The 25,091-nt window shown below is 67.7% G+C and carries 26 protein-coding genes; 15 read left to right on the top strand and 11 right to left on the bottom strand.

What is annotated here, in order from left to right:
• Nucleotides 1-21: 21 nt before the first annotated feature.
• Genes SFB74_RS18505 through SFB74_RS18495 form a run of 3 tightly spaced genes read right to left on the bottom strand, consistent with a single transcriptional unit; the run spans nt 22 to nt 3,433 of the window.
• Nucleotides 22-1,224: an efflux RND transporter periplasmic adaptor subunit gene (locus SFB74_RS18505; protein WP_432725687.1), complete on the bottom strand. Its 1,203-nt coding sequence runs from the start codon at nt 1,222-1,224 to the stop codon at nt 22-24.
• A complete protein-coding gene (locus SFB74_RS18500; RefSeq protein WP_432725686.1) occupies nt 1,221-2,738 on the bottom strand; it encodes an efflux transporter outer membrane subunit in 1,518 nt (505 codons plus the stop codon). The genes SFB74_RS18505 and SFB74_RS18500 overlap by 4 nt, the downstream gene beginning before the upstream one ends.
• A complete protein-coding gene (locus SFB74_RS18495; RefSeq protein WP_432725685.1) occupies nt 2,735-3,433 on the bottom strand; it encodes a CerR family C-terminal domain-containing protein in 699 nt (232 codons plus the stop codon). Before SFB74_RS18495 ends, SFB74_RS18500 begins: the two co-directional genes overlap by 4 nt.
• 135 nt (nt 3,434-3,568) lie before the next feature.
• Between SFB74_RS18495 and SFB74_RS18490 the strand changes: the two genes are divergently transcribed.
• From SFB74_RS18490 to SFB74_RS18435, 12 genes are all read left to right on the top strand, one after another.
• On the top strand, nt 3,569-5,101 hold the full coding sequence (locus SFB74_RS18490) for a sigma-54 interaction domain-containing protein (RefSeq protein ID WP_432725684.1): 1,533 nt from the start codon (nt 3,569-3,571) through the stop codon (nt 5,099-5,101).
• Between the two features lie 55 nt (nt 5,102-5,156).
• Nucleotides 5,157-5,492, top strand: a complete 336-nt coding sequence (locus SFB74_RS18485) for a hypothetical protein (RefSeq protein ID WP_432725683.1) — start codon at nt 5,157-5,159, stop codon at nt 5,490-5,492.
• Nucleotides 5,489-5,776 (top strand): hypothetical protein, encoded by a 288-nt coding sequence (locus SFB74_RS18480; protein WP_432725682.1) that lies wholly within the window; start codon nt 5,489-5,491, stop codon nt 5,774-5,776. The genes SFB74_RS18485 and SFB74_RS18480 overlap by 4 nt, the downstream gene beginning before the upstream one ends.
• A gap of 132 nt (nt 5,777-5,908) precedes the next feature.
• Nucleotides 5,909-7,099 (top strand): substrate-binding domain-containing protein, encoded by a 1,191-nt coding sequence (locus SFB74_RS18475; protein ID WP_432725680.1) that lies wholly within the window; start codon nt 5,909-5,911, stop codon nt 7,097-7,099.
• 243 nt (nt 7,100-7,342) lie between these two features.
• The gene (locus SFB74_RS18470; protein ID WP_432725678.1) at nt 7,343-8,794 is read left to right on the top strand and encodes an extracellular catalytic domain type 2 short-chain-length polyhydroxyalkanoate depolymerase; all 1,452 of its coding nucleotides are present in this window, start codon (nt 7,343-7,345) and stop codon (nt 8,792-8,794) included.
• 49 nt (nt 8,795-8,843) lie between these two features.
• Nucleotides 8,844-9,608: an ABC transporter ATP-binding protein gene (locus tag SFB74_RS18465; protein WP_432725677.1), complete on the top strand. Its 765-nt coding sequence runs from the start codon at nt 8,844-8,846 to the stop codon at nt 9,606-9,608.
• The gene (locus tag SFB74_RS18460) at nt 9,605-10,333 is read left to right on the top strand and encodes an ABC transporter ATP-binding protein (RefSeq protein ID WP_432725675.1); all 729 of its coding nucleotides are present in this window, start codon (nt 9,605-9,607) and stop codon (nt 10,331-10,333) included. Before SFB74_RS18465 ends, SFB74_RS18460 begins: the two co-directional genes overlap by 4 nt.
• Before the next feature lie 85 nt (nt 10,334-10,418).
• On the top strand, nt 10,419-11,399 hold the full coding sequence (locus SFB74_RS18455; RefSeq protein ID WP_432725674.1) for a branched-chain amino acid ABC transporter permease: 981 nt from the start codon (nt 10,419-10,421) through the stop codon (nt 11,397-11,399).
• 16 nt (nt 11,400-11,415) lie between these two features.
• Nucleotides 11,416-12,483, top strand: coding sequence for a branched-chain amino acid ABC transporter permease (locus SFB74_RS18450; RefSeq protein WP_432725673.1), 1,068 nt, complete (start codon nt 11,416-11,418; stop codon nt 12,481-12,483).
• On the top strand, nt 12,480-13,373 hold the full coding sequence (locus SFB74_RS18445) for an alpha/beta fold hydrolase (protein WP_432725672.1): 894 nt from the start codon (nt 12,480-12,482) through the stop codon (nt 13,371-13,373). The genes SFB74_RS18450 and SFB74_RS18445 overlap by 4 nt, the downstream gene beginning before the upstream one ends.
• Before the next feature lie 68 nt (nt 13,374-13,441).
• On the top strand, nt 13,442-13,948 hold the full coding sequence (locus SFB74_RS18440) for a DUF1993 domain-containing protein (RefSeq protein ID WP_432725671.1): 507 nt from the start codon (nt 13,442-13,444) through the stop codon (nt 13,946-13,948).
• Nucleotides 13,949-14,081: 133 nt separating this feature from the next.
• Nucleotides 14,082-14,645 carry a thioredoxin family protein gene (locus SFB74_RS18435; protein WP_432731965.1) on the top strand — a complete coding sequence of 188 codons (564 nt, stop codon included), beginning with the start codon at nt 14,082-14,084 and terminating at the stop codon, nt 14,643-14,645.
• Between the two features lie 10 nt (nt 14,646-14,655).
• On the opposite strand, the gene SFB74_RS18430 is transcribed toward SFB74_RS18435, so the two are convergent.
• The 3 genes from SFB74_RS18430 to hemH are packed head-to-tail and all read right to left on the bottom strand — an operon-like array spanning nt 14,656 to nt 17,644.
• Nucleotides 14,656-15,768, bottom strand: coding sequence for a hypothetical protein (locus SFB74_RS18430; protein WP_432725670.1), 1,113 nt, complete (start codon nt 15,766-15,768; stop codon nt 14,656-14,658).
• On the bottom strand, nt 15,765-16,613 hold the full coding sequence (locus tag SFB74_RS18425; protein WP_432725669.1) for a class I SAM-dependent methyltransferase: 849 nt from the start codon (nt 16,611-16,613) through the stop codon (nt 15,765-15,767). The genes SFB74_RS18430 and SFB74_RS18425 overlap by 4 nt, the downstream gene beginning before the upstream one ends.
• Entirely contained in the window at nt 16,610-17,644 is a 1,035-nt protein-coding gene (hemH, locus tag SFB74_RS18420) for a ferrochelatase (RefSeq protein ID WP_432725668.1), read from the bottom strand. The genes SFB74_RS18425 and hemH overlap by 4 nt, the downstream gene beginning before the upstream one ends.
• 15 nt (nt 17,645-17,659) lie before the next feature.
• On the opposite strand from hemH, the gene SFB74_RS18415 reads away from it, so the two are divergent.
• Nucleotides 17,660-18,391: an HAD family hydrolase gene (locus SFB74_RS18415; RefSeq protein ID WP_432725667.1), complete on the top strand. Its 732-nt coding sequence runs from the start codon at nt 17,660-17,662 to the stop codon at nt 18,389-18,391.
• Nucleotides 18,392-18,395: 4 nt separating this feature from the next.
• Here the strand turns inward: SFB74_RS18415 and SFB74_RS18410 are convergent, their stop codons facing one another.
• Nucleotides 18,396-18,701 carry an NIPSNAP family protein gene (locus SFB74_RS18410; RefSeq protein WP_432725665.1) on the bottom strand — a complete coding sequence of 102 codons (306 nt, stop codon included), beginning with the start codon at nt 18,699-18,701 and terminating at the stop codon, nt 18,396-18,398.
• Nucleotides 18,702-18,844: 143 nt separating this feature from the next.
• On the opposite strand from SFB74_RS18410, the gene SFB74_RS18405 reads away from it, so the two are divergent.
• Nucleotides 18,845-19,486, top strand: coding sequence for a LysE family translocator (locus SFB74_RS18405; protein WP_093202607.1), 642 nt, complete (start codon nt 18,845-18,847; stop codon nt 19,484-19,486).
• Between the two features lie 16 nt (nt 19,487-19,502).
• Here the strand turns inward: SFB74_RS18405 and SFB74_RS18400 are convergent, their stop codons facing one another.
• The 4 genes from SFB74_RS18400 to hpnC all read right to left on the bottom strand — a co-directional run bounded on the left by SFB74_RS18400 (nt 19,503) and on the right by hpnC (nt 22,990).
• Nucleotides 19,503-19,811 (bottom strand): hypothetical protein, encoded by a 309-nt coding sequence (locus SFB74_RS18400; protein ID WP_432725664.1) that lies wholly within the window; start codon nt 19,809-19,811, stop codon nt 19,503-19,505.
• A complete protein-coding gene (hpnE, locus tag SFB74_RS18395) occupies nt 19,808-21,064 on the bottom strand; it encodes a hydroxysqualene dehydroxylase HpnE (RefSeq protein WP_432725663.1) in 1,257 nt (418 codons plus the stop codon). The genes SFB74_RS18400 and hpnE overlap by 4 nt, the downstream gene beginning before the upstream one ends.
• 175 nt (nt 21,065-21,239) lie before the next feature.
• On the bottom strand, nt 21,240-22,079 hold the full coding sequence (gene hpnD / locus SFB74_RS18390) for a presqualene diphosphate synthase HpnD (RefSeq protein WP_432725662.1): 840 nt from the start codon (nt 22,077-22,079) through the stop codon (nt 21,240-21,242).
• Nucleotides 22,076-22,990 carry a squalene synthase HpnC gene (hpnC, locus tag SFB74_RS18385; RefSeq protein WP_432725661.1) on the bottom strand — a complete coding sequence of 305 codons (915 nt, stop codon included), beginning with the start codon at nt 22,988-22,990 and terminating at the stop codon, nt 22,076-22,078. The genes hpnD and hpnC overlap by 4 nt, the downstream gene beginning before the upstream one ends.
• A 151-nt stretch (nt 22,991-23,141) precedes the next feature.
• On the opposite strand from hpnC, the gene SFB74_RS18380 reads away from it, so the two are divergent.
• Nucleotides 23,142-24,986, top strand: a complete 1,845-nt coding sequence (locus tag SFB74_RS18380; RefSeq protein WP_432731964.1) for a potassium transporter Kup — start codon at nt 23,142-23,144, stop codon at nt 24,984-24,986.
• Nucleotides 24,987-25,091 lie beyond the last annotated feature (105 nt).

Genomic DNA, 25,091 nt, shown 5'->3' with positions numbered 1-25,091 from the left:
GGTTTCTGCTTTCTTTTCTTCTTACCTGGCGGCCGCTGCCGAGCCCGCGCCCGCGGGTGCCGGCGCAGCGGTCGCGGCGGCGGGTGCATCCACCACGCGCACCAGGTCGCCGTCGTTGAGGAAGCCCGCGCCTTGCACCACCACCTGTGCGCCTTCGGGCAGCGCGCTGGTGATCTCGATGCGGTCGTTCAGGCGCCGGCCGATCTGCACCTTCAGCTGCGACACCTTGTTGTCGGGCTTCAGCACGAACACGTTGTTGAAGCCGTCGCGCGGCACCACGGCGGCCTGCGGCACCGTCGGCGCGGTGCTGCGGCCAAGCTCGAAGTCGCCGCGCGCGAACATGCCGGCCTTGACGCCGGTGTTCTGCTGCACGTTGGGCAGGTCGACATACACCAGCGCCGCACGCGTCTGCGGATCGACGGTGGGAGCGATGCTGCGCACCTTGCCGCGCACCTGCGCGCCGCTGGCGCTGACCACGAAGGCGGTGGTGCCGACCGAAACGCGGCTGAGTTCGGCCGAGGTCACTTCGGCGCGCCATTCGAGCCGGCCCTGGCGGATCAGGCGGAAGAGCTCCGTACCCGCCGAAACCACGCTGCCTACCGTGGCGGTGCGCGCCGAGATCACGCCGTCGTCGGGCGCCAGCACCTGCGTGTTGCGCCCGCGTACCTGCTGCGCGGCCAGCACGGCCTCGGCTGCCTCGACCCGCGCCTTGGCGGTCTGCTCCGTGGTCTGGTACTGGTTGATCTGCTGCTGGCTGAGCGCGCCCGTGGCCTGCAGGGTGCGGGCGCGCGCGGCGTTGCCGGCGGCGTCGGCTGCGGTCGCGCGTGCCTCCGCCAGCGAAGCGCGCGACTGAGCGATGTCGGCCTGAACCGTCTCGGGCGAGAACACCGCGAGCACCTGGCCCTTCTTCACCGTATCGCCCACGTTCACGCGCACTTCGGCCAGCTTCAGGCCGTTGGACTCGGAGCCGACCACGGCTTCCTGCCACGCGGCCACGTTGCCGTTGGCCGCGAGCGTGAGCATCAGCTCGGTGGCTTCGGGCTTGGCGACGGTGACGGTGAGTGCCGGCTTGGGCGACGCGGCACCGTCCTTGCCCTTGGCCGCCGTGGCGTGGTCGGCCGCCTTGTCCGACGGCTTGCTGCCGGTCATGAAGAAGATCGCCGCGATGACGACGACCAGCGCGATCAGCGCGATGGCGAGAGTGGAACGCTTCATTGTTTTCATGGCGACGTCGCGACCTTGGCGGCCGGGGAGGTGGTCATTGAGGACGATTCGAAAGAGGGGCCCTGGGCGGACTGGCGATTCCAGCCGCCACCCATCGAGCGGTAGAGCGCCACCCAGGCCTCGGTGCGCTCGCGCTGCAGCGAGACGCGCGCGGTCTGCGCCGAGAACAGCGTGCGGCGCGAATCCTCCAGCTCGAACAGGCTCGCGAGGCCGCTGCTGTAGCGTGCCTGCGTGGCGTCGAAGGAGGCCTGGTAGTTCTTCACCGCGGTATCGGCGTCGGTGGTGCGGGCGTTGGTGGCGTCGAGGTTGACCAGCGCCTCCTCGACCTCGCGCACCGCCTGCCGTACGTTGGCGCGGTAGAGCGACACGGCCTCGGCATAGCGCGCCTTGGCTGCGTCGGCGTTGGCCTTGCGCGAGCCGCCGTCGAGCAGCGGCACGGTCAGCGAGATCGGGCCCACCGTCCAGGTTTCGAGCGACTGGCGCACGCCGCTCACGCGGTATTGCGTGCGTCCGATGGAACCCGACACCGTGAGCTTGGGGTAGCGCTCGGCCTCGGCAGAGCCCACGTCGGCACTGGCCGAGGCCACGCCGAGTTCGGCTGCGTACACGTCGGGGCGCTGCGAGATCGCCTCGGCCGGCACGCTGGCAATGCTGCCCACGGCCGGCAGCGCGCGCTGCGCCGGCGCGGCCGCGAGCTTCTGCTCGAGCGTGGTCTCGTCGATGCCGCTGAGCGCCACCAGCGCCTTGCGCTGCACCGCGCACTGGGCGCGCTGCTGCGTGAGACGGCCCGATGCGTCGGAGGCGCTGGCGCGGGCGAGCGCTGCGTCCGCAGGTGCCGTGAAGCCGGCCTTGGCCGACAGATCGGTGAGCCGCGAGGTCTCGGCGCGCGAGCGTGCATCCGATTCGGACACGCGCAGCTGCTGCTGGCAGGCGCGCTCCGCGAAATAGGCGTTGGCCGTTTCTGCCGCCACGGCCACGCGGGCGTCGTGCCACTTGGCATTGGCGCTGCTCTGCTTGGCTTCGGCGGAATCGCGATCGGCGCGCAGGCGGCCGAACAGGTCGGCCTCCCACTTCGATTGCAGGCCGGCCTGCAGCGTGGTGATCGGCGTGCTCGACGACAGCCCGCCGCTGCTGCCGCTGCTGCTGCTGCCAGAGGAGCTGCCGCCCGAAATGCCCACGGGCCCGCGGCTGGCCGAGGCGGTGCCGTCCAGGCTGGGCAGCAGTGCCGCGCCGGCCTGCACGCGCGTGAAGCGCGCCTCGGCCACGCGCGCGGCGGCGCTCGCGACGTTGGGGCTCGCGGCCTCGGCCGCGGCGATCAGCTCGACCAGGAGCGGATCGTCGAGCTGGCTCCACCAGTCCGCCAGCGAAGCCAGCGAGCCGCCGTGGGGCAGGGGAGCGTGCCATTGCGCGGGCGTGGGTGCCTCGACCTGCGCGGGCGGGCGGGTCAGCGCGCAGCCCGAGAGGCCGATGCCCAGGCAGAGGGCAGCTATCAATTCGAGTCGGAGTTTTCTCATTGTTTCTTCTGCTTTCTCTCGGCGCGCCGGCGTGCTGCCTCGGCCTCGACCAATGCCAGTGCATAGCCCGTGAGGCGGTCGGCCCAGGCGTCGATGGCGCGCGGCGTGCGCAGCAGCGAAGGGCGGATGGCCTCGATGAAGTCCTGGCTCACGTAGAGCTGCATCGACAGCCCGGTGATCGCGAAGGTCAGGCGGTGGATGTCGTCGTCGGCCCGCTCCACCTTCAGGTGGCGGCACAGCAGGTCGGCGATGGCGCGGTGCGGGCCCTTGATGTCGCGCTCCAGCTCCTCGGCCCAGCGGCTCGTGGGCTCCAGCATCTCGCGCATGTGCAGCTGGATGCATTGCCGCACGATCTCGCCCTGCTTGAGCGGATCGATCATCGACACCATGCACGTGCGCAGCGTGGCTTCGAGCGGCTGGCCGGGGGCGTTGCAGGCGGCGATCAGGTCGCTGGAGTCGCCTCCCATCGGCTCGCTGAAGGTGGCGGCGTAGAGGCCTTCCTTGTCGCCGAAGTAGTAGCTGATGGCCGAGATGTTGACCTCGGCCTCGCGGGCGATCTCGCGCGTGGAGGTCTTGGCGAAGCCCTTCTGCGCGAACAGCCTCAGCGCGGTGTGGAGCAGCCGGTGGCGTGCCTCGGCGCCGTCGGCGCGCGGTGCGCGGCGAGGTGCCTGGGTGATCGGATCTCTCGCATTCATGGCCGGCATTACACCACGCATGAAATCAAACGATTGATTAACTTAAGGCTTGCTGAAGGGTTTTGTCGGAAGGGGGGAGCCTGAGCGAATCCTTAAGACTTACGGTTGCGATCCGTGGCGCGCTACGATCCCGCCATGCCTGTCGCCTCCACCGCAACACCCTCGCTGCCTCTCGATGCCGAGGGCATTCTCGCGCTCGCAGCGCGCTCGATGTTTCATTTGTTTTCGAGCATCAGCCAGGGCATGTTCCTGGTCGACAGCACCGGGCGCATCGTGTGGGTGAACGAGGGCTATCGCCGTTTCCTTCCGGCGCTGGGCTTCTCGTCCATCGACGAGTTCATGGGCCACATGGTGGAGGACGTGATTCCCAACACCCAGATGCGGCGCGTGCTCGAGACCGGCGAGCCCATCCTGGTCGACCTGCTGACCAACAAGGCTGGTACTTTCGTCGTCAGCCGCATTCCGCTTCGCGAAGAGCGCGGGGGCGCTGAAGGAGGCATGGGCAAGGTCATCGGCGCGATCGGCATCGTGCTGTTCGACCAGCCGGAGACCACGCTGCAGCCGCTCATCAGCAAGTTCGCGCTGCTGCAGCGAGACCTCGACGACGCGCGGCGCGAACTGGCGAGCCAGCGCAACAACCCGTTGTACCAGCATGCAGCCGACGGGCAGCGGCGTTCCAAGTACACCTTCGCGAGCTTCATCGGCAGCAGCCCCGCCGCGGTGGAAGTGAAGCGGCATGCACGTCGTGCCGCGCAATCGGCGAGCCCGGTGCTGCTGCTGGGCGAAACGGGCACCGGCAAGGAACTGCTGGCGCACGCCATCCACGCATCGTCCGCGCGTGCCAAGGGCCAGTTCGTCAGCGTCAACATCGCGGCCGTGCCCGACACGCTGCTGGAGGCCGAGTTCTTCGGCTTCGCGCCCGGTGCCTTCACCGGCGCCGACCGCAAGGGCCGCGAAGGCAAGTTCAAGCTGGCCGATGGCGGCAGCCTGTTTCTCGACGAGATCGGCGACATGCCGCTGGGCCTGCAGGCCAAGCTGTTGCGCGCGCTGCAGGAAGGCGAGATCGAGCCGCTGGGCTCCAACAAGCTCGTGCCCTTCGACGCCCGCGTGATCGCCGCCACCTCGCGCGACCTGCCCGAGCTCGTGCGGCGCGGCCAGTTCCGCGAAGACCTCTACTACCGTCTCAACGTGCTGCCGCTGCGCGTGCCGCCGCTGCGCGAACGGCGCGCCGACATCCCAGCGCTCGTCGAGGCACTGGGCGAAGACATGGCGCTGCGCAGCGGCGAGGCTCCGCCCGAACTCACGCCCGACGCGCTTGCGCTCCTCGCGGGCCAGCACTGGCGCGGCAACATCCGCGAGCTGCGCAACGTGCTGGAGCAGGTGACCATGCGAAGCGACTCGCAGCGCATCGACGCCGTGCAGCTCGAACGCATCCTGCGCGAAGCCGGCCTGGAGCAGATCGAACTGCCCGCCACCTTGCAGAGCAGCCACGACGCGGACGAGCAGGCTGCGTTGCTGCGCCCGCTGTCGCAGCAGGTGGCGGAGCTCGAACGCAAGGCGATTGCCGCGGCGCTGGCGTCCACCGGCGGCAACAAGCTGGCGACGGCGCGGCTGCTAGGTATTTCGCGGGCGACGCTTTATGAGCGGATGACGAGCCAGGATCAATGAGTCGATGCCCGAGCGATACTCCCGCCCCAGTCCATAAACCCCGACGCCACACCCGATGAAGAAGGCCCTTGCCCGTACCGCCGCTTGTCTTGCGCTCTGCGCCGCCGCCAGCATGGCCAGCGCCGCACCCCAGTGTTCCGGCGAAGCCGTCGCCCGTGCCAAGAAGCTGCTGACCTTCCACTTCGGCGAGGACGACCGCATCCGCGTCAGCCCTGATGTGAAGGAGTTGCCGCCGATCCGCAACCCCGCCAACAAGAAGCAGCAGTTCAAGGTGCTCGAAGTGTGGGGCAGCATCTACAAGGGCGAGTACCGGATGCGGCTCATCTACTTCGTGTCGGGCAACGATTGCACGCTGATGGGCCAGGAGATCCTGGAGTACGCGAACCTGTGAGCGTCAAGGCACTGCGCTCCACCTTCGGGCCGAACTGCCATTGGTGCGGCCTGCCGATGGATTTCGACGAGCCCGCGGGCCGGCCGGAGTCCGCGACCATCGAGCATCTTGTCGATTCGACTTTCGGCGGCATTCGGTCGTCCAAGCACCGGCGGCTCGCGCATGCGGCCTGCAACCATGCGCGCAACGAATTCCGCATGCAGGCCGAGCGGCAGTTCGAGCAATGGATCGCCCAGCGCAAAGCCTCCGGGAAAGCCCTGACTGAAAATCAGACATTCGACTGAAATAAAGACACTGCAAGTGTTCTGAATTCAGCCGGAAAGCGATTCTCCCGAGTGGAGAAACGTTTGTTATCAATGGCTTAGCGGATGGCACGAACTGTGCAATATTCAGTCACCTTTTTCAGGAGACAAAGAATGAACCGTCGCCACCTCGTCGCCCTGGCCGCGCTCGCCGCCTGCGCCGCAGCCACCGCTCCCGTCTGGGCGCAGTCCAACGAAATCCGCATCGCCCACATCTACAGCAAGACCGGCGCGCTGGAAGCCTATGGCAAGCAGACCCAGACCGGCTTCATGATGGGCCTGGACTACGCCACCGGCGGCACGATGACGATCAACGGCAAGAAGCTCGTCGTCATCGAGAAGGACGACCAGGGCAAGCCCGACCTCGGCAAGTCGCTGCTGGCAGCCGCGTACTCCGACGACAAGGCCGCGCTGGCCGTCGGCCCGACCGCCTCGGGCGTCGCGCTCGCGATGCTGCCCGTGGCCGAGGAGTACAAGAAGATCCTGATCGTCGAGCCCGCGGTGGCCGACTCGATCACCGGCGACAAGTGGAACAAGTACATCTTCCGCACCGGCCGCAACTCGAGCCAGGACGCGATCTCCAACGCGGTGGCCGTCGACAAGCCCGGCGTGACCGTCGCCACGCTGGCCCAGGACAACGCCTTCGGCCGCGACGGCGTGAAGGCCTTCGGTGCCGCGCTCAAGAAGGCCAAGCTGGTCCACGAGGAATACCTGCCGCCCGCCACCACCGACTTCACCGCGGGCGCGCAGCGCCTGATCGACAAGCTGAAGGACCAGCCGGGCCGCAAGATCATCTGGATCGTCTGGGCCGGCGCGGGCAACCCGTTCAAGATCGTCGACCTCGACCTCAAGCGCTACGGCATCGAGATCGCCACCGGCGGCAACATCCTGCCGGCCATGGCCGCCTACAAGGCGCTGCCGGGCATGGAAGGCGCGGCCTACTACTACTTCGGCATCCCGAAGAACCCGGTGAACGAGGCGATGGTGTCGGCGCACTACAAGGAATTCAAGACGCCGCCGGACTTCTTCACGGCAGGTGGCTTCTCGGCAGCGATGGCTGTGGTGACGGCGCTGAAGAAGACCAACGGCGACACCAACACCAACAAGCTCATCAGCACCATGGAAGGCATGAGCTTCGACACCCCCAAGGGCAAGATGACCTTCCGCAAGGAAGACCACCAGGCGATGCAGTCGATGTACCACTTCAAGATCAAGGTCGACCCGGCGTTCGCCTGGGGCGTGCCGGAGCTGGTGCACGAGATCAAGCCCGAAGAGATGGACATCCCGATCAAGAACAAAAGGTAAGAACTCGCCCCCAGGCTACGCGCACTTCGTGTCGCTACGCCAACCCCCCTACCGGGGGCAACACCTGCGGCCCGGCAAAGCCGGTTCCGCGGTGTTCCTCGAATTAATTTCAGTTTCGCCCCGGATGGCCGCCGGGCGAAGCGCCAGCCTGCGCTTTTCGCGGCGGCGTGTTGTTCCCACGGCCGATTCGATTCGTCAGTCAGCAAAGCAAGCGTTCGATACCCACAACACAAGGAGACAGCGATGCCAGCGATGAAATGGAAGAACTGGAAGGGACTTGCCGCGGCCGCGGCAATGACGGTGGCGGCGCATGCCGCGCAGGCGGCGGTGCCGCTGCCCGCGCTCGGTGCCAACCCGGCGGAGGTGAGCGTGTCGGGCCTGTCGGCCGGCGGCTTCATGGCGGTGCAATTGCACGTGGCCTATTCGGCCACCTTCAAGCGCGGCGCGGGCGTGGTGGCGGGCGGCCCGTACTACTGCGCCGAGGGTTCGGTGCTCAACGCCACGGGGCGCTGCATGACGCACAGCACCAGCATCCCGGTGTCCTCGCTCGTGAGCACCACCAACAGCTGGGCCTCCAGCGGCGCGATCGACCCGGTGTCGAACATGAGCAACTCCAAGGTCTACATGTTCTCGGGCACCTCGGACAACACCGTCAAGCAGGCGGTGATGGACGACCTCAAGACCTACTACCAGAGCTTCGTGCCCGCGGCCAACGTCGTCTACAAGAACAACATCGGCGCGGGCCACGCGATGGTCACCGACGACTACGGCAGCGCCTGCAGCACCACGGCCGCCCCGTACATCAACAACTGCGGCTTCGACCTCGCGGGCGAGATCCTCACGCAGCTGTATGGCCCGCTGAACCCGCGCAACAACGGCACGCTGGGCGGCACCTTCACCGAGTTCAACCAGTCGGAGTTCATCAGCGGCCACGGCATGGCCGCCACCGGCTGGATCTACGTGCCGCAGGCCTGCACCACCACCTCGTGCCGCGTGCACCTGGTGCTGCACGGCTGCAAGCAGAACTACACCGACGTGAGCGACCAGTACGTTCGCAAGACCGGCTACAACCGCTGGGCCGACACCAACAACATCGTGCTGATCTACCCGCAGACCAGCACGGCGGCCACCAACAGCTGCTGGGACTGGTGGGGCTACGACAACGCCAACTACGCGAAGAAGTCCGGCCCGCAGATGGCGGCGATGAAGGCGATGATCGACCGTGTCACCGGCTCCTCGGGCGGCAGCGGCCTTCCGGCGCCCACCGGCGTGGGCACCTCGGGCGCCACCGCCAGCAGCATGGTGATCGCCTGGAACGCCGTGAGCGGCGCCAGCGGCTACAACGTGTACCGCGGCGGCAGCAAGGTCAACGCCTCGCCGGTGACCGCCACCAGCTACACCGACAGCGGCCTGGCCGCGTCGACCACCTACAGCTGGACCGTGGCCGCGCTGAACGCGAGCAACGTCGAAGGCACCATGTCGTCGGCCGCCACCGGCACCACCACCGGGGGCGGCAGCGGCGGCACCTGCTATACCGCCAGCAACTACACCCACACCATCGCCGGGCGCGCCTATGCCTTGTATGGCCTGACCTATGCGTACGGCTCGAACCAGTCGATGGGCCTGTGGAACATCTACGTGACGACCACGCTGAAGCAGACGGGCCCGAACTACTACGTGATCGGCACCTGTTGAGGCAGGCCGGTCTTCATTCCTGTTTTCCGATTCGCAATGACCAACAACGATGCTTGAGACCCGAGATCTGACCATCCGCTTCGGTGGGCATGTGGCCGTCAACAGTGTGAGCTGCGCCTTCGCGCCGGGCACGCTGACGGCCATCGTGGGCCCCAACGGCGCGGGCAAGACAACCTACTTCAACCTGATCTCGGGCCAGCTCAAGGCGAGCGCGGGCACCGTGTCGCTCGACGGGCATTCGTTGTCGGGCCTGTCCCCCTCCGCGCGCACGCATGCGGGGCTGGGGCGGGCCTTCCAGCTCACCAATCTCTTTCCCAACCTCACGGTGCTGGAGAACGTGCGCCTCGCGGTGCAGGCCACGCGCGAGGGCGCGCACCGGCGCGGGCTCAACCTGTGGAGCATCTGGAGCGACCACAAGGCCCTGACCGAGCGCGCCGACCAGATCCTGGCCGACGTGGCGCTCAAGTCGCGCGAGCACGCCACGGTGGCGAGCCTGCCGCACGGCGACCAGCGCAAGCTCGAGGTGGCCTTGCTGATGGCGCTGGAGCCCAAGGTCTTCATGTTCGACGAACCCACGGCCGGCATGAACGCGGCCGAGGCGCCCGTCATCCTCGACCTGATCCGCAAGCTGAAGAAGGACAAGACCAAGACCATCCTGCTGGTCGAGCACAAGATGGACGTGGTGCGCGAGCTCGCCGATCGCATCATCGTGCTGCACAACGGCACGCTGGTGGCCGACGGCGAACCAGCCGAGGTGATCGCCTCGCCGGTGGTGCAGGAGGCCTACCTGGGCGTATCGAAGGAGGCCGCATGAGCACGAACAATCTGCTGACCCTCGAGGGCGTGCACACGCACATCGGGGCGTATCACATCCTCCACGGCGTGGACCTCGCCGTGCCGCGCGGCCAGCTCACCATGCTGCTGGGGCGCAACGGCGCGGGCAAGACGACCACGCTGCGAACCATCATGGGCCTGTGGCATGCGTCGCAGGGCAGGGTGCGCTTCGGTGACAAGGAGATCACCACGCAGCACACGCCGCAGATCGCCGGCCTGGGCATCGCCTACGTGCCCGAGAACATGGGCATCTTCTCCGACCTCACGGTGAAGGAGAACATGCTGCTGGCCGCGCGCGGCGCGAAGAACGCGGCGCAGATCGACGACACGCGGCTGAAGTGGATCTTCAAGCTCTTTCCCGCGGTCGAGAAGTTCTGGAACCACCCGGCGGGCAAGCTCTCGGGCGGGCAGAAGCAGATGCTGGCCGTCTCGCGCGCCATCGTGGAGCCGCGCGAGCTGCTAATCATCGACGAGCCCAGCAAGGGCCTGGCGCCCGTGATGATCAACAACATGATCGACGCCTTCGCCGAGCTCAAGCGCAGCGGCGTGACCATCCTGCTGGTGGAGCAGAACATCAACTTCGCCCAGCGGCTGGGCGACACCGTCGCGGTGATGGACAACGGCCGCGTGGTGCACGCCGGCTCCATGGCGGAGTTCTCCGCCGACGCGCAACTTCAGCAATCGCTGCTCGGACTGGCTCTATGAGCGCAGTGCCGGGCCGTCCCAAACAAGCTCGCGCCCCCTCGGGGGGCAGCGCAGCACATGAAATGGCGAGCGTGGGGGTACTACTATGAAACTCGAATTCGACTGGCGGCCGCTGCTGCTCGCACCGGTGCTCGCGCTGGTCGCGCTGCCGCTGACCGGCTCCTTCTCCACCTGGCTCACGCTCACCGTGGCGGGGCTGGCCATGGGCATGATCATCTTCATCATCGCCTCGGGCCTCACGCTGGTGTTCGGCCTGATGGACGTGCTGAACTTCGGCCACGGTGTGTTCATCGCGCTGGGCGCCTTCGTGGCCAGCAGCGTGCTCGGCCTGATGGGCGACTGGACCGGCTCGGGCGAGCTGTGGCGCAACCTCGTGGCGGTGTTCCCGGCGATGCTGGTCGCCATGGCCGTGGCCGGCGCCGTGGGGCTGGCTTTCGAGCGCTTCATCGTGCGGCCCGTGTACGGCCAGCACCTGAAGCAGATCCTCATCACGATGGGCGGCATGATCATCGGCGAGGAGCTCATCAAGGTGATCTGGGGCCCGGCGCAGATTCCGCTGCCGCTGCCCGAGGCGCTGCGCGGTTCGCTGCTGGTGGGCGACGCGGCCATCAGCAAATACCGCCTGCTCGCGGTGGCCGTGGGCGTGGTCGTGTTCGGCGTGCTTGCATGGACGCTGGGGCGCACCAAGATCGGCCTGCTCATTCGTGCGGGCGTGCAGGACCGCGAGATGGTCGAGTCGCTGGGTTACCGCATCGGGCGACTCTTCGTCGGCGTGTTCGTGGTGGGCAGCGCGCTGGCCGGCCTGGGCGGCGTGATGTGGGGCCTGTTCCAGCAGAACCTGGTGCCGCAGATGGGCGCGCAGGTCAACGTGCTGATCTTCATCGTCATCATCATCGGCGGGCTGGGCTCGACGGGCGGGGCGCTCATCGGCGCGCTGCTGGTGGGGCTGATGACCAACTACGTGGGCTTCCTGCTGCCCACGCTCACCCAGTTCGCGAGCATCTTCCTGATGGTGGCCGTGCTGCTGTGGCGCCCGCAGGGCGTGTACCCGGTGGCCAACCGCTGAAGAGGAGGGCGAAGACATGTTCCTGAAACGACTCCTCTCCAACGACATGCCCCGCAGCCGGCTGCTTGCGCTGCTGCTGCTCGCGGTGTTCATCGCACTGGCCTTCGCGCCTTTCATCTTCCCGGGCGTGAAGGCGCTCAGCGTCGCGGCCAAGATCCTGGTGTTCGTGGTGCTGGTGGCCAGCTTCGACCTGCTGCTGGGCTACACCGGCATCGTGAGCTTCGCGCACACCATGTTCTTCGGCATCGGGGCCTACGGCATCGCCATCTCCGCCTCCCGGCTCGGGCCCAACTGGGGCGCGGTGCTGGCGGGGCTGGGCGCGTCGCTGGCGATCTCGCTGGTGCTCTCGTTCGCCATCGGCCTGTTCTCGCTGCGGGTGCGCGCGATCTTCTTCGCGATGATCACGCTGGCCGTGGCCTCGGCCTTCCAGACGCTGGCCTCGCAGCTGTCGGACTTCACTGGCGGCGAGGACGGCCTGACCTTCAAGCTGCCCGAGCTGATCTCTCCGAGCTTCGAGTTCGCCGAAGAGCCTTTCCTCGGCGTCTCGCTCGACGGGCGGCTGCTTTGCTACTACCTGCTGTTCGTGGCGGCCGTGTTGCTGGTGCTTGCGCTGCTGCGCATCGTGAACTCGCCATTCGGCCGCGTGCTGCAGGCCATTCGCGAGAACGAGTTCCGCGCCGAGGCCATCGGCTACCGCGTCGTGGTCTACCGCACCACGGCCGCCGTGCTGTCAGCGCTCTTCGCCACGCTGGCCGGCGCGATGCTCGCGATCTGGCTGCGCTACAACGGCCCCGACACCTCGCTGAGCTTCGAGATCATGATCGACGTGCTGCTGATCGTGGTGATCGGCGGCATGGGCACCATCTACGGTGCGGCCATCGGCGCGGTGCTCTTCGTGGTTGCGCAGAGCTACCTGCAGGACCTGCTGCGCATCGCCAACGAGGCTACGAGCGGCTTGCCATGGCTGGCGGCGCTGCTGTCGCCCGACCGCTGGCTGCTGTGGCTGGGCGTGCTCTTCGTTCTTTCCGTCTATTACTTCCCCACCGGCATCGTCGGAAAACTGCGAGCGAGAGCGGCGCGATGAGCGACAACCACAACAATCTGATTCCACTCTCGCGTTACGCGCAGCTCGCGGGCCGCGAGATCCACTGGCTCGAATGGGGCTCGCCCGAGGCGCCCGTGGTCATCGCCTGGCACGGCCTGGCACGCACCGGGCGCGACATGGACGAGCTGGCGCAGCACTTCGCATCGCGTGGATTCCGCGTGATCTGCCCCGACACCATCGGCCGGGGCCTGAGCCAGTGGAGCCCGCTGCCCGACGAGGAATACACGCTCGCGTTCTATGCGCGCATCGCCAACGCGCTGTGCGACGAACTGCGGCTGGGGCGCGTGCACTGGGTCGGCACCTCGATGGGTGGTGCCATCGGCACGGTCTGCGCGTCGGGCCTTTTCGAGCCGCGCATGAAGGCGCGCATCGCGAGCCTGGTGCTCAACGACAACGCGCCCGAACTGGCGCAGCCGGCCATCGAGCGCATCCGCGCCTATGCGGGCAATCCGCCTGCCTTCGACACGGTGGCCGAGCTGGAAGCCTTCTTCCGCACGGTCTACAAGCCCTACGGCTGGCTCAGCGACGCGCAATGGCGCCGGCTGACCGAGACCTCCACGCGCCGTCTGCCAGACGGCCGCGTCACGCCGCATTACGACCCGGCCATGGTCCGGCAGTTCAGCGCCCACGACAACGACTACCTGATCTGGCCGCACTACGACGCGATCGAGGTGCCGGTGCTGTGTCTGCGCGGCGTCGAGTCCGACCTGGTGCTGCCCGGCGTGGTCGAGGAAATGAAGCGCCGGGGCCCTGGCGCGGCCGGCAGGCTGCAGGTGATCGAAGTTCCTGCCTGCGGTCACGCTCCCGCGCTCAACGTGCCCGAACAACTTGAGCCCATCGAGGGGTTTATCCGCGCGGCCGGTCGCTGAGGCTGCGGCGGCGGGACAATCGCCGCCCACCTCAACCACAGGGCCGCGACAAGGCCCCGAACACCATCATGGCGCTCTCGATGTACGACCTGTCCGTGCCCGTCTTCACGCGCGGACTCGGCCAACTCACCCATCTGCTCGAAAAGAGCCTGGCGCATGCCAAGGCCAACGGCATCGATCCGGCCACGCTGGTGGACGCGCGCCTCGCGCCCGACATGCTCACGCTGGTCGGCCAGATCCAGCGCGCGAGCGATGCCTCCAAGCTCGGCACGGCCCGCATCGCCGGCGTCACCGCGCCGAGCTTTCCCGACGAGGAAAAGACCTGGGACGACCTGGTCGCGCGCATCGCGAAGACGCAGGACTTCCTGGCGAGCGTCGACCGCGCGCTGATCGACGGCCACGAGGACCGCGCCGTGACCATCAAGACCCGCGAAGGCGAAGCGACCTTCACCGCGCAGCGCTACCTGCTGCAGTTCGCGCTGCCCAACTTCTTCTTCCACGTGACCACCGCCTACGACGTGCTGCGCCACAAGGGCATGCCGATCGGCAAGATGGACTATCTGGGCAAGTTCTGATCCAGGCGGCTCTTCACGCCGCCGGGACAATCTTCAAATTGCCGTGACACATGCGCACGCCCGGCGTGCGCCGCGAACAATCGCGCCTGACCGCTTTCGGTCTGGCATTCGAGCGAGGTTCGCGATCATGAAGATGTTGTCCAGAAGGGCGTTCTCGGGGCTTGCCGCCGGCTCCTCCGCGCTCGCGGCCGCCGTGGGCGGTGCGTGGCCGGTGCGCAGCGCGCTGGCCGTGTCGCCGGGCCTGCGCGACTACGGCAAGGCGCCGGAATTCACGGGCATCGACAAGTGGCTCAACTCGGAGCCGCTCACCATGCAGGGGCTGGCCGGCAAGGTGGTGCTGGTCGATTTCTGGACCTACTCCTGCATCAACTGCATCCGCACGCTACCTTACGTGGTCCGCTGGTACGAGAAGTACAAGGACCAGGGCTTCGTGGTGGTGGGCGTGCATTCGCCCGAGTTCGCCTACGAGAAGTCGATGTGCAACGTGCAGGACGCGATAGAGCGCTTCGGCATCCGCTATCCGGTGGCGCAGGACAACGGCTTCGCCACCTGGAAGGCCTACAACAACCAGTACTGGCCCGCGTTCTACCTGGCCGACAGCAGGGGCCAGGTGATGCGGCAGCATTTCGGCGAGGGCGAGTACGCCGAGATGGAGGCCGCGATCGAGGCGCTGCTGGCGCGCCGGCAGCCTGCCTGAACCGGCAGCGCTACTTCGCCGATTCGAGAATGCGCCGCACCGCCGCCTTGCCCGCCGGCGTGAGCACCGGGGCCAGGTCGGCGTAGGGCACTTCGATGGCGATCTCACAGCCGGTGCCGTATTCGGGCTGCGAGAAGCGCATGCCCTTGGCTTCCAATGTCAGGTCGTAGTGGGCGCCTTCGTCGTAGTTGGACTTGCAGTTTTCCTCGGCCTTCGACGGCTGGATGCCCGCGTACTTGAACAGGAAGCGGCGCAGCTTCGGCGGCATCGGGCCGCTTTCGGTGCCGGCGATCTGCCCCGGCGCTTTCTGCGGCTGAGGCTGCGGGCGCGGGCCGAACCATGACCACGGGTCGACCTGCTTGCCCGTCTGCAGGTCCCACGTGCGGTAGAACCACGAGATGCCGGCGCGGCCCGTGCCGGCCGCCCAGGTGTAGTTGCGGATGCTGAGCCACTGCGAGGTCCAGTAGGACGGATCGGCGGTGTTCTCGTCTTCGGCCGGCACGCCGACCTGGCCGAGGAACTGGCGGCGCTTGTCGAAATACTCCTTGACCGTTTCCTGGCCGGTGTCGAAGTCGCGGCGGAGTTCGCGGTTGATGGCCGCGAGCGTGGGCTCGGGGCCGGAGAGCTCGATGGTTTCCTGCCCCGCGAAGCGCAGGCGGCGGAAGCTGCGGCCGGTCGCGTATTCCTCTTTCTTCCCGATCTCGATCTTCGGCGGTGCTTCGAGCTGGCCTGCGTAGCCGTCGCTTGCGCAGGCCTTGTCGCCGCCCGTCGCATCGGTCAGGTTCAACTGGATCGGCAGCGTGGTGGGCGTGCCTTTCACGCTCTTCCAGGTGCCTGAGAGCGTGGTGCCTTTGACGGGGTCCAGCGCCCACAGGCCGGTTTCGCCGCCTTCGCGCCAGAAACTGTCCTTGTCGGAGCGGCCCAGCGCGATCGCCTTCTTGTACTGCTTGTAGAAGTAGCTGCCGCTCGGATAGTCGGAGTTGAAGCAGGCCACGATGGCCTTGGTGCCGAGCGTGCCTTCCCATACGCCCTTGGGCACATCGACGGTACCGGCGGCATGTGCCAGGAGCGGCAGCAGCAGGACAAGGCCACCGAGGCATCGGGCGCGAAGATGTTTCGTCATGGCTTGCGTGCGGAGATCGAATACATGAGCGGAATGCGCGGCATGCCCTCTGGCGGCGCCATGCGGCGGCCGCCGATGTCGCGCATGCCTTCGAAGGGCTTCCAGCCGTTGGCGTACGGGTACTCGTCGAGCCGCTCGATGACGAGGCCGGCCTGCGACAGCGCGGTCGTCACCTGACCCACGCCCCATGTGAACTCGAAGCTCGGGTGGGGGTTCGCGAAGCTCTCCACGCCGCGCTCGTAGCCTTCGCGCACGAGGCCGTCGCCGGATTCGGCCACGTAGTCGCCAACACCTTCCTCGGGCACGGGGGCTTCGTTGAAGTAGTCGTAGTGGAACTTCCAGGCCGGATCGAAGACCAGCGCGAAGGGATGGAACTCGATGAAGACGAAGCGCCCGCCGGGCTCGAGCATCTGCGCCACGCCGCGTGCCCAGGCGCCGATGTCGGACAGCCAGCACAGCGTGCCGTACGAACAGAAGACGATGTGGTGCTTCTCGCCGCGTACCTGCGCGTCGCGGAAGTAGTCGTAGACGTCCGAGCGCACGAAGCGCGCCGCAGTGCCCGACTGCTGCGAGAGCCGCGTCGCGAAGTCGACGGCTTCATCGGAGATATCGACGCCCGTCACTTCGGCGCCGAGGCGCGCGATGCTCAGGCTGTCCTGACCCGCGTTGCACTGCAGGTGCAGCACGCGAAGGCCCTTCACGTTGCCGAGCAGGCCGGCTTCCTCGGGGAAGAGGGTGGAGCCGCCCTTGCGGAAGAAGGCGGCCTGGTCGCCCTTGTGGCTGTTGTGCGCGACGGTGGCCGCGTTCCACGAGAGCCGGTTGGCTTCGTGCAGATCCTGCTTCATGTGGTGGATGCTCTTTGGGTGGGCCAGCCCGCCAGGTTGCGCTCGGCGATGCCAGCGAGCGCGGTGATCCATGCCGGGCTGTCGTTGAGACAGGGGATGTAGCTGAAGGCCTCGCCGCCCGCATGCAGGAAAGCTTCGCGGCCTTCCATGGCGATTTCTTCCAGCGTTTCGAGACAGTCGGCCGGAAAGCCGGGGCAAACCACGTCCACGCGCTTCACGCCTGATGCGCCGAGTTCGCGCAGCGTGGGCTCGGTGTACGGTTCCAGCCACTTGGCCTTGCCGAAGCGCGACTGGAAGGTCACGCGGTACTGCGCGTTCGAAAGACCCAGCCGCGCCGCGAGCAGGCGCGCGGTTTCGAGGCACTGCGCCTGGTACGGATCGCCCAGCGCGATGTTGCGCGCGGGGATGCCGTGGAAGCTCATCAGCAGCACCTCGCCGCGAGCCTCGGTCTTCCAGTGCTTCTCTATGCCCAGGGCCAGCGCGTCGATGTAGGCCGGGTCGTCGTGGTAGTCGTTGACGAAGCGGAACTCGGGCACGCGGCGCTGCTTGCGGCTCCAGGCGTTCACCGCGTCGATCACGCTCGCGGTGGTGGTGCCCGAGTACTGCGGATAGGCCTGCAGCACCAGCACACGGGTGGCGCCTTCGGCCTGCAGCGCGTCGAGCCGGGAGGCGATGGAGGGGCTGGCATAGCGCATCGCGTCGCGCACCGTCAGGCGGTGGCCGCGCTCGCCGAGCCAGCCGGCCAGCAGCGTCGCCTGCTTCTGAGTCCACACCTTGAGCGGCGAGCCTTCTGGCATCCAGATGCTCGCGTACTTGGCGGCCGACTTGGGCGGGCGCGTGCGCAGGATGATGCCGTGCAGGATCGGCGCCCAGACCGCCTTCGGAATCTCGACCACGCGCGGGTCGCCCAGGAAGTCGGTGAGGTAGGGGCGCACGGCGGCCGCGGTGGGGGCGTCGGGTGAGCCCAGGTTGCACCAGAGCACTGCCGTGCGCGGGGTACTCGGGGAGGCGTTCTCTTGGGTCGAAGGCATGCGATATTCTCGGGCATGACTTCCGCTTCCCCGGTGCCTGCGGGCGCCGCGCCTCTCGATCTCAAGCGCATCTCGGCGATCTCCCTGGACCTCGACGACACCCTATGGCCGATCTGGCCGACCATCGAACGCGCCGAGGCCGTGCTGCACCAGTGGCTGCTGCGCGAGGCGCCCAAGACGGCCACCTTGCTGATGACGCCGGGCATCCTGCGCGAGCTGCGCGAAGCCACTGCCAAGGAGCGCTCCGATCTCGCGCACGACCTGAGCGCGCTGCGCCGCGAGTCGATCCGTACGGCACTCGTGCGCGCCGGCGAAGACCCGGCGCTGGCCGAACCGGCCTTCGATGCCTTCTTCGCCGAGCGCCAGCGCGTGACGCTTTACGACGACGCATTGCCGGCGCTGAAATGGCTCAGCGAACGCTATCCGCTGGTGGCGATCTCGAACGGCAACGCCGACATCCAGAAGACGGGCGTGGGCCGCTGGTTCCGCACCGCCTTCAATGCGCGCGCGTTCGGCAGCGGCAAGCCGCATGCACCCATCTTCCGCGCGGCCGCGGCATCGGTCGGTCTGCTGCCCAAGGACGTGCTGCACGTGGGCGACGACGCCGAGCTCGATGTGGTCGGCGCGCTCAACGCCGGCATGCAGGCGGCATGGCTGGTGCGCGATGAGCGGCCCTGGGTGCACGGTGCGCGGCCGCAGCTGATCGTGCCCAACCTGCACGCGTTGTGCATGGCGTTGGGCGGCTGAGGCCCTACCTGAATACCGGGCGGAAAAAGCTGCGTTCGTAGCTGACGATGCAGCGGGTCTCTTCCGCGTACTTGAATGCGGCCTGGCATTCCGCATCCTGCATCGAGTCGGCGCGGTACTTCTCGTAGGCTGCCAGGCTCGGAAAGCTGAACATCGCCAGCGCCACGTTGTTCGTGCCCTCCGACGGCAGGAAGTAGCCGTGGTGCTGGCCGCCGAACTTCTCGACCAGCGGAATCCAGAGCCGGCCGTAGTGCTCGAATTCCTTGAGTTTGTAGGGGTCGACGATGTAGCGCAGGTAGCAGGTGACCATGGCGGTTCGGTGGGTTCCGGTTGGTGGGGTTGAGGGGAGCGCAGGGGTATTGGCGCGGCGCCAGCGGCGAGGCGCCGGGCTGACTATAGTTTCCCGTCCACCCCCATCTCTCTTGCGGCCCCGCGCCGGGCAGGAAACCCGAAGTGCATCTCTCCAACTGGCTCATCTTCTGCAGCGTCACGCTGCTCGTCGTCTTCACCCCGGGTCCGGCCGTGCTGCTCGCGGTCTCGAATTCGATGAGCGTGGGCCCGCGACGGGCGATGATCAGTTCGCTGGGCAACGCGGCAGGGCTCTTCATGGTGTCCGCCGCCGCGATGGCCGGGCTGGGCGTGGTGCTCTCCACTTCGGCCCATGCCTTCATGGTGCTGAAGCTGGCCGGCGCCGCCTACCTGATCTACCTGGGCATCAAGCAATGGCGCAGCCAGGGCAGCGTGTTTGCCGACGTGCAGGGAAGCCAGGGCGCCGCGGCGCCGCGTTCGAGCTGGCGTCTGTTCGGCCATGGGATGACGGTGGCGTTGACCAACCCCAAGGGCATTCTTTTCTTCTCGGCGCTGTTCCCGCAGTTCCTCACGCAGGATGCGCCCATGCTCACGCAGTTCGCGGTGCTGACCGGCACCTTCGCCGCGGCCTCGGTGGTCGCGCATTCGTTCTACGTGCTGCTGGCCCGCCTGCTGCGCAAGCAGCTCTCCGATCCACGCCGCACTCGCATCTTCAACAAGGTCTCGGGCGGAGCCTTCGTGCTGCTGGGGCTGAGCCTGCTGCGGCTGCGCAACAAGACGGCCTGATTCCGCTTTTCTCTCTTCAGTCGAGCCCGAAGCGCTCCCGCAGCGCCGCGCAGAAGTCGGCGGTGCCGCTGATCGAGAGGGTGATGGTGTCGTAGCGAGGGTTGTCCTCGCTCGATTCCTGCAGGTCGCAGTCCCACGTGGCGCCTTCGTCGAGGGCGCCGCACCCATCGGGAAACGTGGCCTCGGCCCAGGCCAGCACCCGGGCGACTTCGGCCCGCACTTCGGGCGTCCTGTCCGGCGGGGTCGATGCCATCGCATCGAAGGTGCCGTGGCCTTCGGTGTCTTCGCTGTAGTCGAAGTCGAGGTAGCGCAGTTCGGTCGTCATGGGGCGAATGCCTTGGCGGCTGCCAGTCCGCTGAGGACAGCGCCTTCGAGGGTGGCGGGGTAAGGGCCTTCGACATAGTCGCCGCAGGCCTGCAGGCCCGGTGCGATGGTCGAAGGCGGCCGCGAGAGGCCCGGCGTGCAGGCGAAGGTGGCTCGCTTCTCGACCACGGTCTGCACGAGCTGCAGGTTCGACTGGCCCAACTGAGCGGCGGCTTGCGCGATGACCTGTTCTTCCAGCACTTCGCGCGACGCCTCGTTCGCGCTCACGACCATCGCGAGCACGCCTTGCAGGCCGCCGAGCTGGCTCCTGTCGAACGCGAATTGGGCCGGTGCCGTGGCCGGATCGCTGCGCAGCGCGAGCATCGGTTCGGCGAGCGGCGTTGCGCCGCGCACGTAGATGGTGGCGATGGCCTCGAAGCGCAGGGCCTCGGTGGTCTCGCACCAAGGGGCCGCAGGCAGGCCGGACGCGCGGACCAGCCGCGCGGCATCCCACGGCGCACAGGCCAGCACGACCTGATCGAAGGCTTCTCCATCGACCAGCCACCGCCCGGCTTCGGATGCGATAGCGCGGGCGCGGGTGCCGATGCGCACGGTGGCGCCGCGCTGCACCAGCCACCGGATGGCGGCGTCGGGCAGCAGGACGCCGAGGTCGGCGCGCGGCAACAGCAGGTCGGCGCCGCCGCTGCCGCTGAAAAGCGCGTCCTTCAGCACGCGCAGGAAGACTTCACCGCTCGACTGCGCCACGGGCGTGTTGAGCGCGGAAACGCACAGCGGCTCGATCAGCTCCCGCATCACGCGCGGCGTGAGGCCGGCGCAGAGATCCGCGACCGTCGTGCCGCTGGTGCAGCGAAAGCCCGAGAGTCGCCAGCCGATCGCGGTGCGAAGCAGTGAAGACTTGTCGCGCCAGGTCCAGCCGCGCGCCGTGAAGATGCCCGCCAGCAGGTCGAGCGGCGCGGGCAGGCGAGGCAGCTTGAGTCCGCCGCCATCGGCAAAACGCAGCGAGAGAGGCAGTCGCAGCAGCGCACCTTCGACATTCACGCCAACATCGCGCATCAGCTGGAGCGTGGCGGTGTATGCGCCGATCAGGATGTGCTGGCCGTTGTCCAACGCCAGCCCATGCATGTTGTCGACCCGCCGCGCCCGGCCGCCCGGCATGTGCGCGGCCTCGAACAGCGTGACGGCATGGCCGAGGCGCGTGGCCTCCACCGCGCAGGCGAGGCCGGCCCAGCCGGCGCCGATGACGGCGACTCTCATGAATGCAGGTACGCGGCGATGAAGCAGCCGCGATCGTCGCCCTCAGCCCCGCGACGCGACGGTGATGCGGCCCCACTTCCAGAAACACCGAGGAACCGGCTTTGCCGGGCCTCAGGTGTTGCCCCCGGTAGGGGGTTGGCGAAGCGACACGAAGTGCGCGGAGCCTGGGGGCGAGTCATATCCGCCCCAGCGCTTGGACCTTCCACGCCAACCAGAACTTGCGCACCGGCGTCAGGCTCACGCGCTGGTTCAGCACCTGGAAGTTGTCGCGCTCTATCTCGCGCAGCAGGGTGCGATAGATGCTGGCCATCATCAGGCCGGGTTTCTGCGAGCGGCGGTCGGCCAGCGGGAGCAGGGCGAGCGCTTCGTCGTAGGCGGCGTGGGCGCGCGCGGCCTGGAACTTCATGAGTTCGACAAAACGGTCGGAGTGCACGCGGTTCAGGAGCTCGTGCGCCTTCACGTCGAACTTCTGCAGTTCGTTGACCGGCAGGTAGATGCGTCCGCGCAGGGCGTCTTCGCCCACGTCGCGCAGGATGTTGGTGAGCTGCAGCGCCAGTCCCAGCTTGTGGGCGTAGGCGGTGGTCTGCGGGTCGGTCTGGCCGAAGATGCGGGCCGCGACCTCGCCGACCACGCCGGCCACCAGGTGGCAGTAGCGCGATAGGCCCTGGAAGTCGAGATAACGGGTCTGTTCGAGGTCCATCTGGCAGCCGTCGATCACCTCGTTGAGCTGGCGCGCCTCGATGCCATAGGCCGCGGCGTGCGGCATCAGCGCCTGCATCACCGGATGGCGCGGCGTGCCCGCGAAGGCCTGCGACACCTCGGTGCGCCACCAGGCGAGCTTGGTGGCGGCCACGCCGGGGTCGCTGACCTCGTCGACCACATCGTCGACTTCGCGGCAGAAGGCATAGAAGGCCGTGATCGCGGCGCGGCGCGGCTTGGGAAGGAACAGGAAGGCGTAATAGAAACTGCTGCCCGAGGCGGCGGCCTTGTCTTGCACGTATTGCTCGGGGGTCATCGGGGAGGCGCTGCTTTCATGGGCCGTGATTGTCTCCGCATCCGCACGGCCTTCCAGAGCAGCACCGGCGCGTCGAGCTTGCCGATGGCGGGGCGCTGCGTGAAGGTGTCGAAGCCCAGGTCCTGGATCTTGTCGAGGATGCGCAGGCCGCCTTGCACCACGAAGCGCAGCTCCCAGCCGGCGCGCCCGGGCAGGCGATGCACGAGAGGCGCGCCCTCGGTCATGAGCTCGCGCGCCCAGTGCGACACGACTGCTATCAGATTGATAGCTTCCTGCGGAGGCTCCGCGCGGGAGAGCGGCGCGAAGACCTTGAAGTTCTCGGGCGTGAGGCCGCGCCGGTCGCAGTCGGTCAGCGGAAAGTAGAAGCGGCCGCGCGGCAGGTCGACGCTCGGGTCCTGCCAGAAATTGATGAGCTGCAGCGCACTGCAGATGGCGTCGCTCTGCGCCAGGGCCTCGGCGTCGTGCACGCCGTAGAGGTGCAGCAGCAGGCGGCCCACCGGATTGGCGGAGCGACGGCAATAGTCGAGCAGTTCGGCGCGGTCGGCGTAGCTGCCGCGGTCGCGGGTTTTCTCGATGTCCTGCATGAAGGCGCTCAGCAGGTCGGCGAGCAGGTCTTCGGGCAGGCCGTGGCGGGCGATGCTGTGGGCCAGCGGGCCGAAAACATGGGGCCAGCGCGACTCCGGGGCGACTTCGCCGTGGGCGGCTGCGGCGAGTTCTTCGCGGTAGGCACGCAGTTCGGCCAGGCGCTCGGCGGGCGAGGCGCTGCCTTCGTCGGCGATGTCGTCCGCGGTGCGCGCGAAGTGGTAGATCGCCGCGATCGGCGGGCGCAGATGCGGCGGGCATAGCCACGAGGCTACGGGGAAGTTTTCGTAGTGCGCCGGCGGCGCTGCGAGGTGGGGAGTGGCGGACACGCCACGATTGTCAGCCACGACGCAATGCCCCGGCACTATGCTCGCAGCGTCGCCACTACGAACTCCCCGCTTCATGAAAGCATCCGCTCCGGCTTCCGGGTCCCAGGTTTCAGCGTACGGCGAGGCGGCGCATCCGGCGGGGCCGGCGCTCATGGTCGCGGCGCTGGGCGTCGTCTTCGGCGACATCGGCACCTCGCCGCTGTACGCCTTCAAGGAAACGATGAACCCGGAGCACGGCGTGCCGTTCACGCCCGACTCGGTGCTGGGGCTGCTCTCGCTGATCTTCTGGGGGCTGATGTTCGTGGTGACGCTGAAGTACGTGGTGTTCGTGCTGCGCGCCGACCACGACGGCGAGGGCGGCATCCTGGCGCTGCAGGCGCTCGCGCGAAGCGCCGTCGCGGGGCCGAAGACGAAGCCGTGGGTCTGGAACGTCATCGGGCTGCTGGGCCTGGTGGGGGCGGCCATGTTCTACGGCGACAGCCTGATCACGCCGGCCATTTCCGTGCTGTCGGCGGTCGAGGGGCTGGAGGTGCAGGCGCCCGTGCTGCAGCGCGCGGTGCTGCCGATCACGGTGGCGATCCTGATCGCGCTCTTCATGGTGCAGAAGAAGGGCACGGGCACGGTGGGCAAGATCTTCGGGCCGGTCATGCTGCTGTGGTTCATCGTGCTGGCGGCGGCCGGTGCGTGGCAGGTGCTGCAGCAGCCGCAGGTGCTGGCGGCGCTCGATCCGCGGCGCGCCCTCGGTTTCCTGATCGAGCACCGGGCGCAGTCGCTGGCGGTGCTGGGCGCGGTGTTCCTGGCTTTCACGGGCGGCGAGGCGCTCTACGCCGACATGGGGCACTTCGGCGCCAAGCCGATCCGGCTGGCGTGGCTCTTCATCGCGCTGCCGGGGCTGGTGCTGAACTACTTCGGGCAGGGGGCGCTGGTGCTGGCGAACCCGGCCGCCATCGACAACCCGTTCTTCCGGCTCTTTCCCTCGTGGGGCGTGCTGCCGATGGTGGTGCTGGCGGCGATGGCCACGGTGATCGCTTCGCAGGCGGTGATTTCGGGTGCCTTCTCGCTCACGGCGCACGCCATGCGCATGGGCTACCTGCCGCGCATGCGGGTCATTCAGACATCCGGCGCGGCCATCGGGCAGATCTACGTGCCGGCCGTCAACTGGCTGCTGATGGTGGGCGTGCTGCTGCTGGTGCTGGGCTTCCGCAGCTCCGGGGCGCTGTCGGCGGCCTACGGCATCGCGGTGTCGATCACGATGGTGACGACCACGCTGCTGGCCGGCATCGTGGCCTGGGGGCTGTGGCGCTGGAACAAGGTGGCGGTGGTGATCGGCGTGGCGGCCTTCGCGGTGGTCGACCTGACCTTCGTGATCGCCAACAGCCTGAAGGTGGCCGAGGGCGGCTGGCTCACGCTGGCGGTGGCTGCCGTGGTGATGGTGCTCTTCACCACCTGGTCGAAGGGGCGCCGGCTGGGGCTGGAAGCGGCCGCGGCGGAGAGCCTGCCGCTGCGGCCTTTCGTCGAATCTCTGGCGCAGCACATGCCGCACCGTGTGAGCGGCACGGCCGTGTTCCTGAACCCCGACGCCACGGCGGTGCCGCATGCGCTGCTGCACAACCTCAAGCACAACCAGGTGCTGCACGAGCAGGTGATCGTGCTGCGCGTGCTGGCCTGCGACACGCCGCGCGTCGACGCGCGCATCCGCATCGAGGCCGAGCAGCTGATGGAGGGCATCTGGATGGTCACGGCGCGCCACGGCTTCATGGAGCGGCCCGACGTGCCGGAATTCATCCGAATCCTGGCCTACCAGAAGACACTGGCGATCGACTCGATGAAGACGTCGTACTTCGTGTCGCGCGCCTCGGTGGGCGAGGAGAACCTGCCGGGCATGAACCCGATCCGGCGCGCGCTCTTCGGCTGGCTGCAGCGCAATGCGGGGCGGGCCTCGGACTACTTCGAACTGCCCGACAACCGCCTCGTGGAGATGGGCCAGCGCACCTAGATTCGGAGGCCGACAGGCCCTAGTGACCAACGGGTCATTGACACTGGTTCACGTTTACCCTAGATTACTAACCAGTGGGTCAGTAATGGCCCGGTTCGTCCTTTC

The organism is Variovorax xiamenensis (assembly GCF_050916385.1).
GTDB lineage: Bacteria > Pseudomonadota > Gammaproteobacteria > Burkholderiales > Burkholderiaceae_C > Variovorax.
This window is presented reverse-complemented; position numbering and strand designations above follow the sequence as displayed.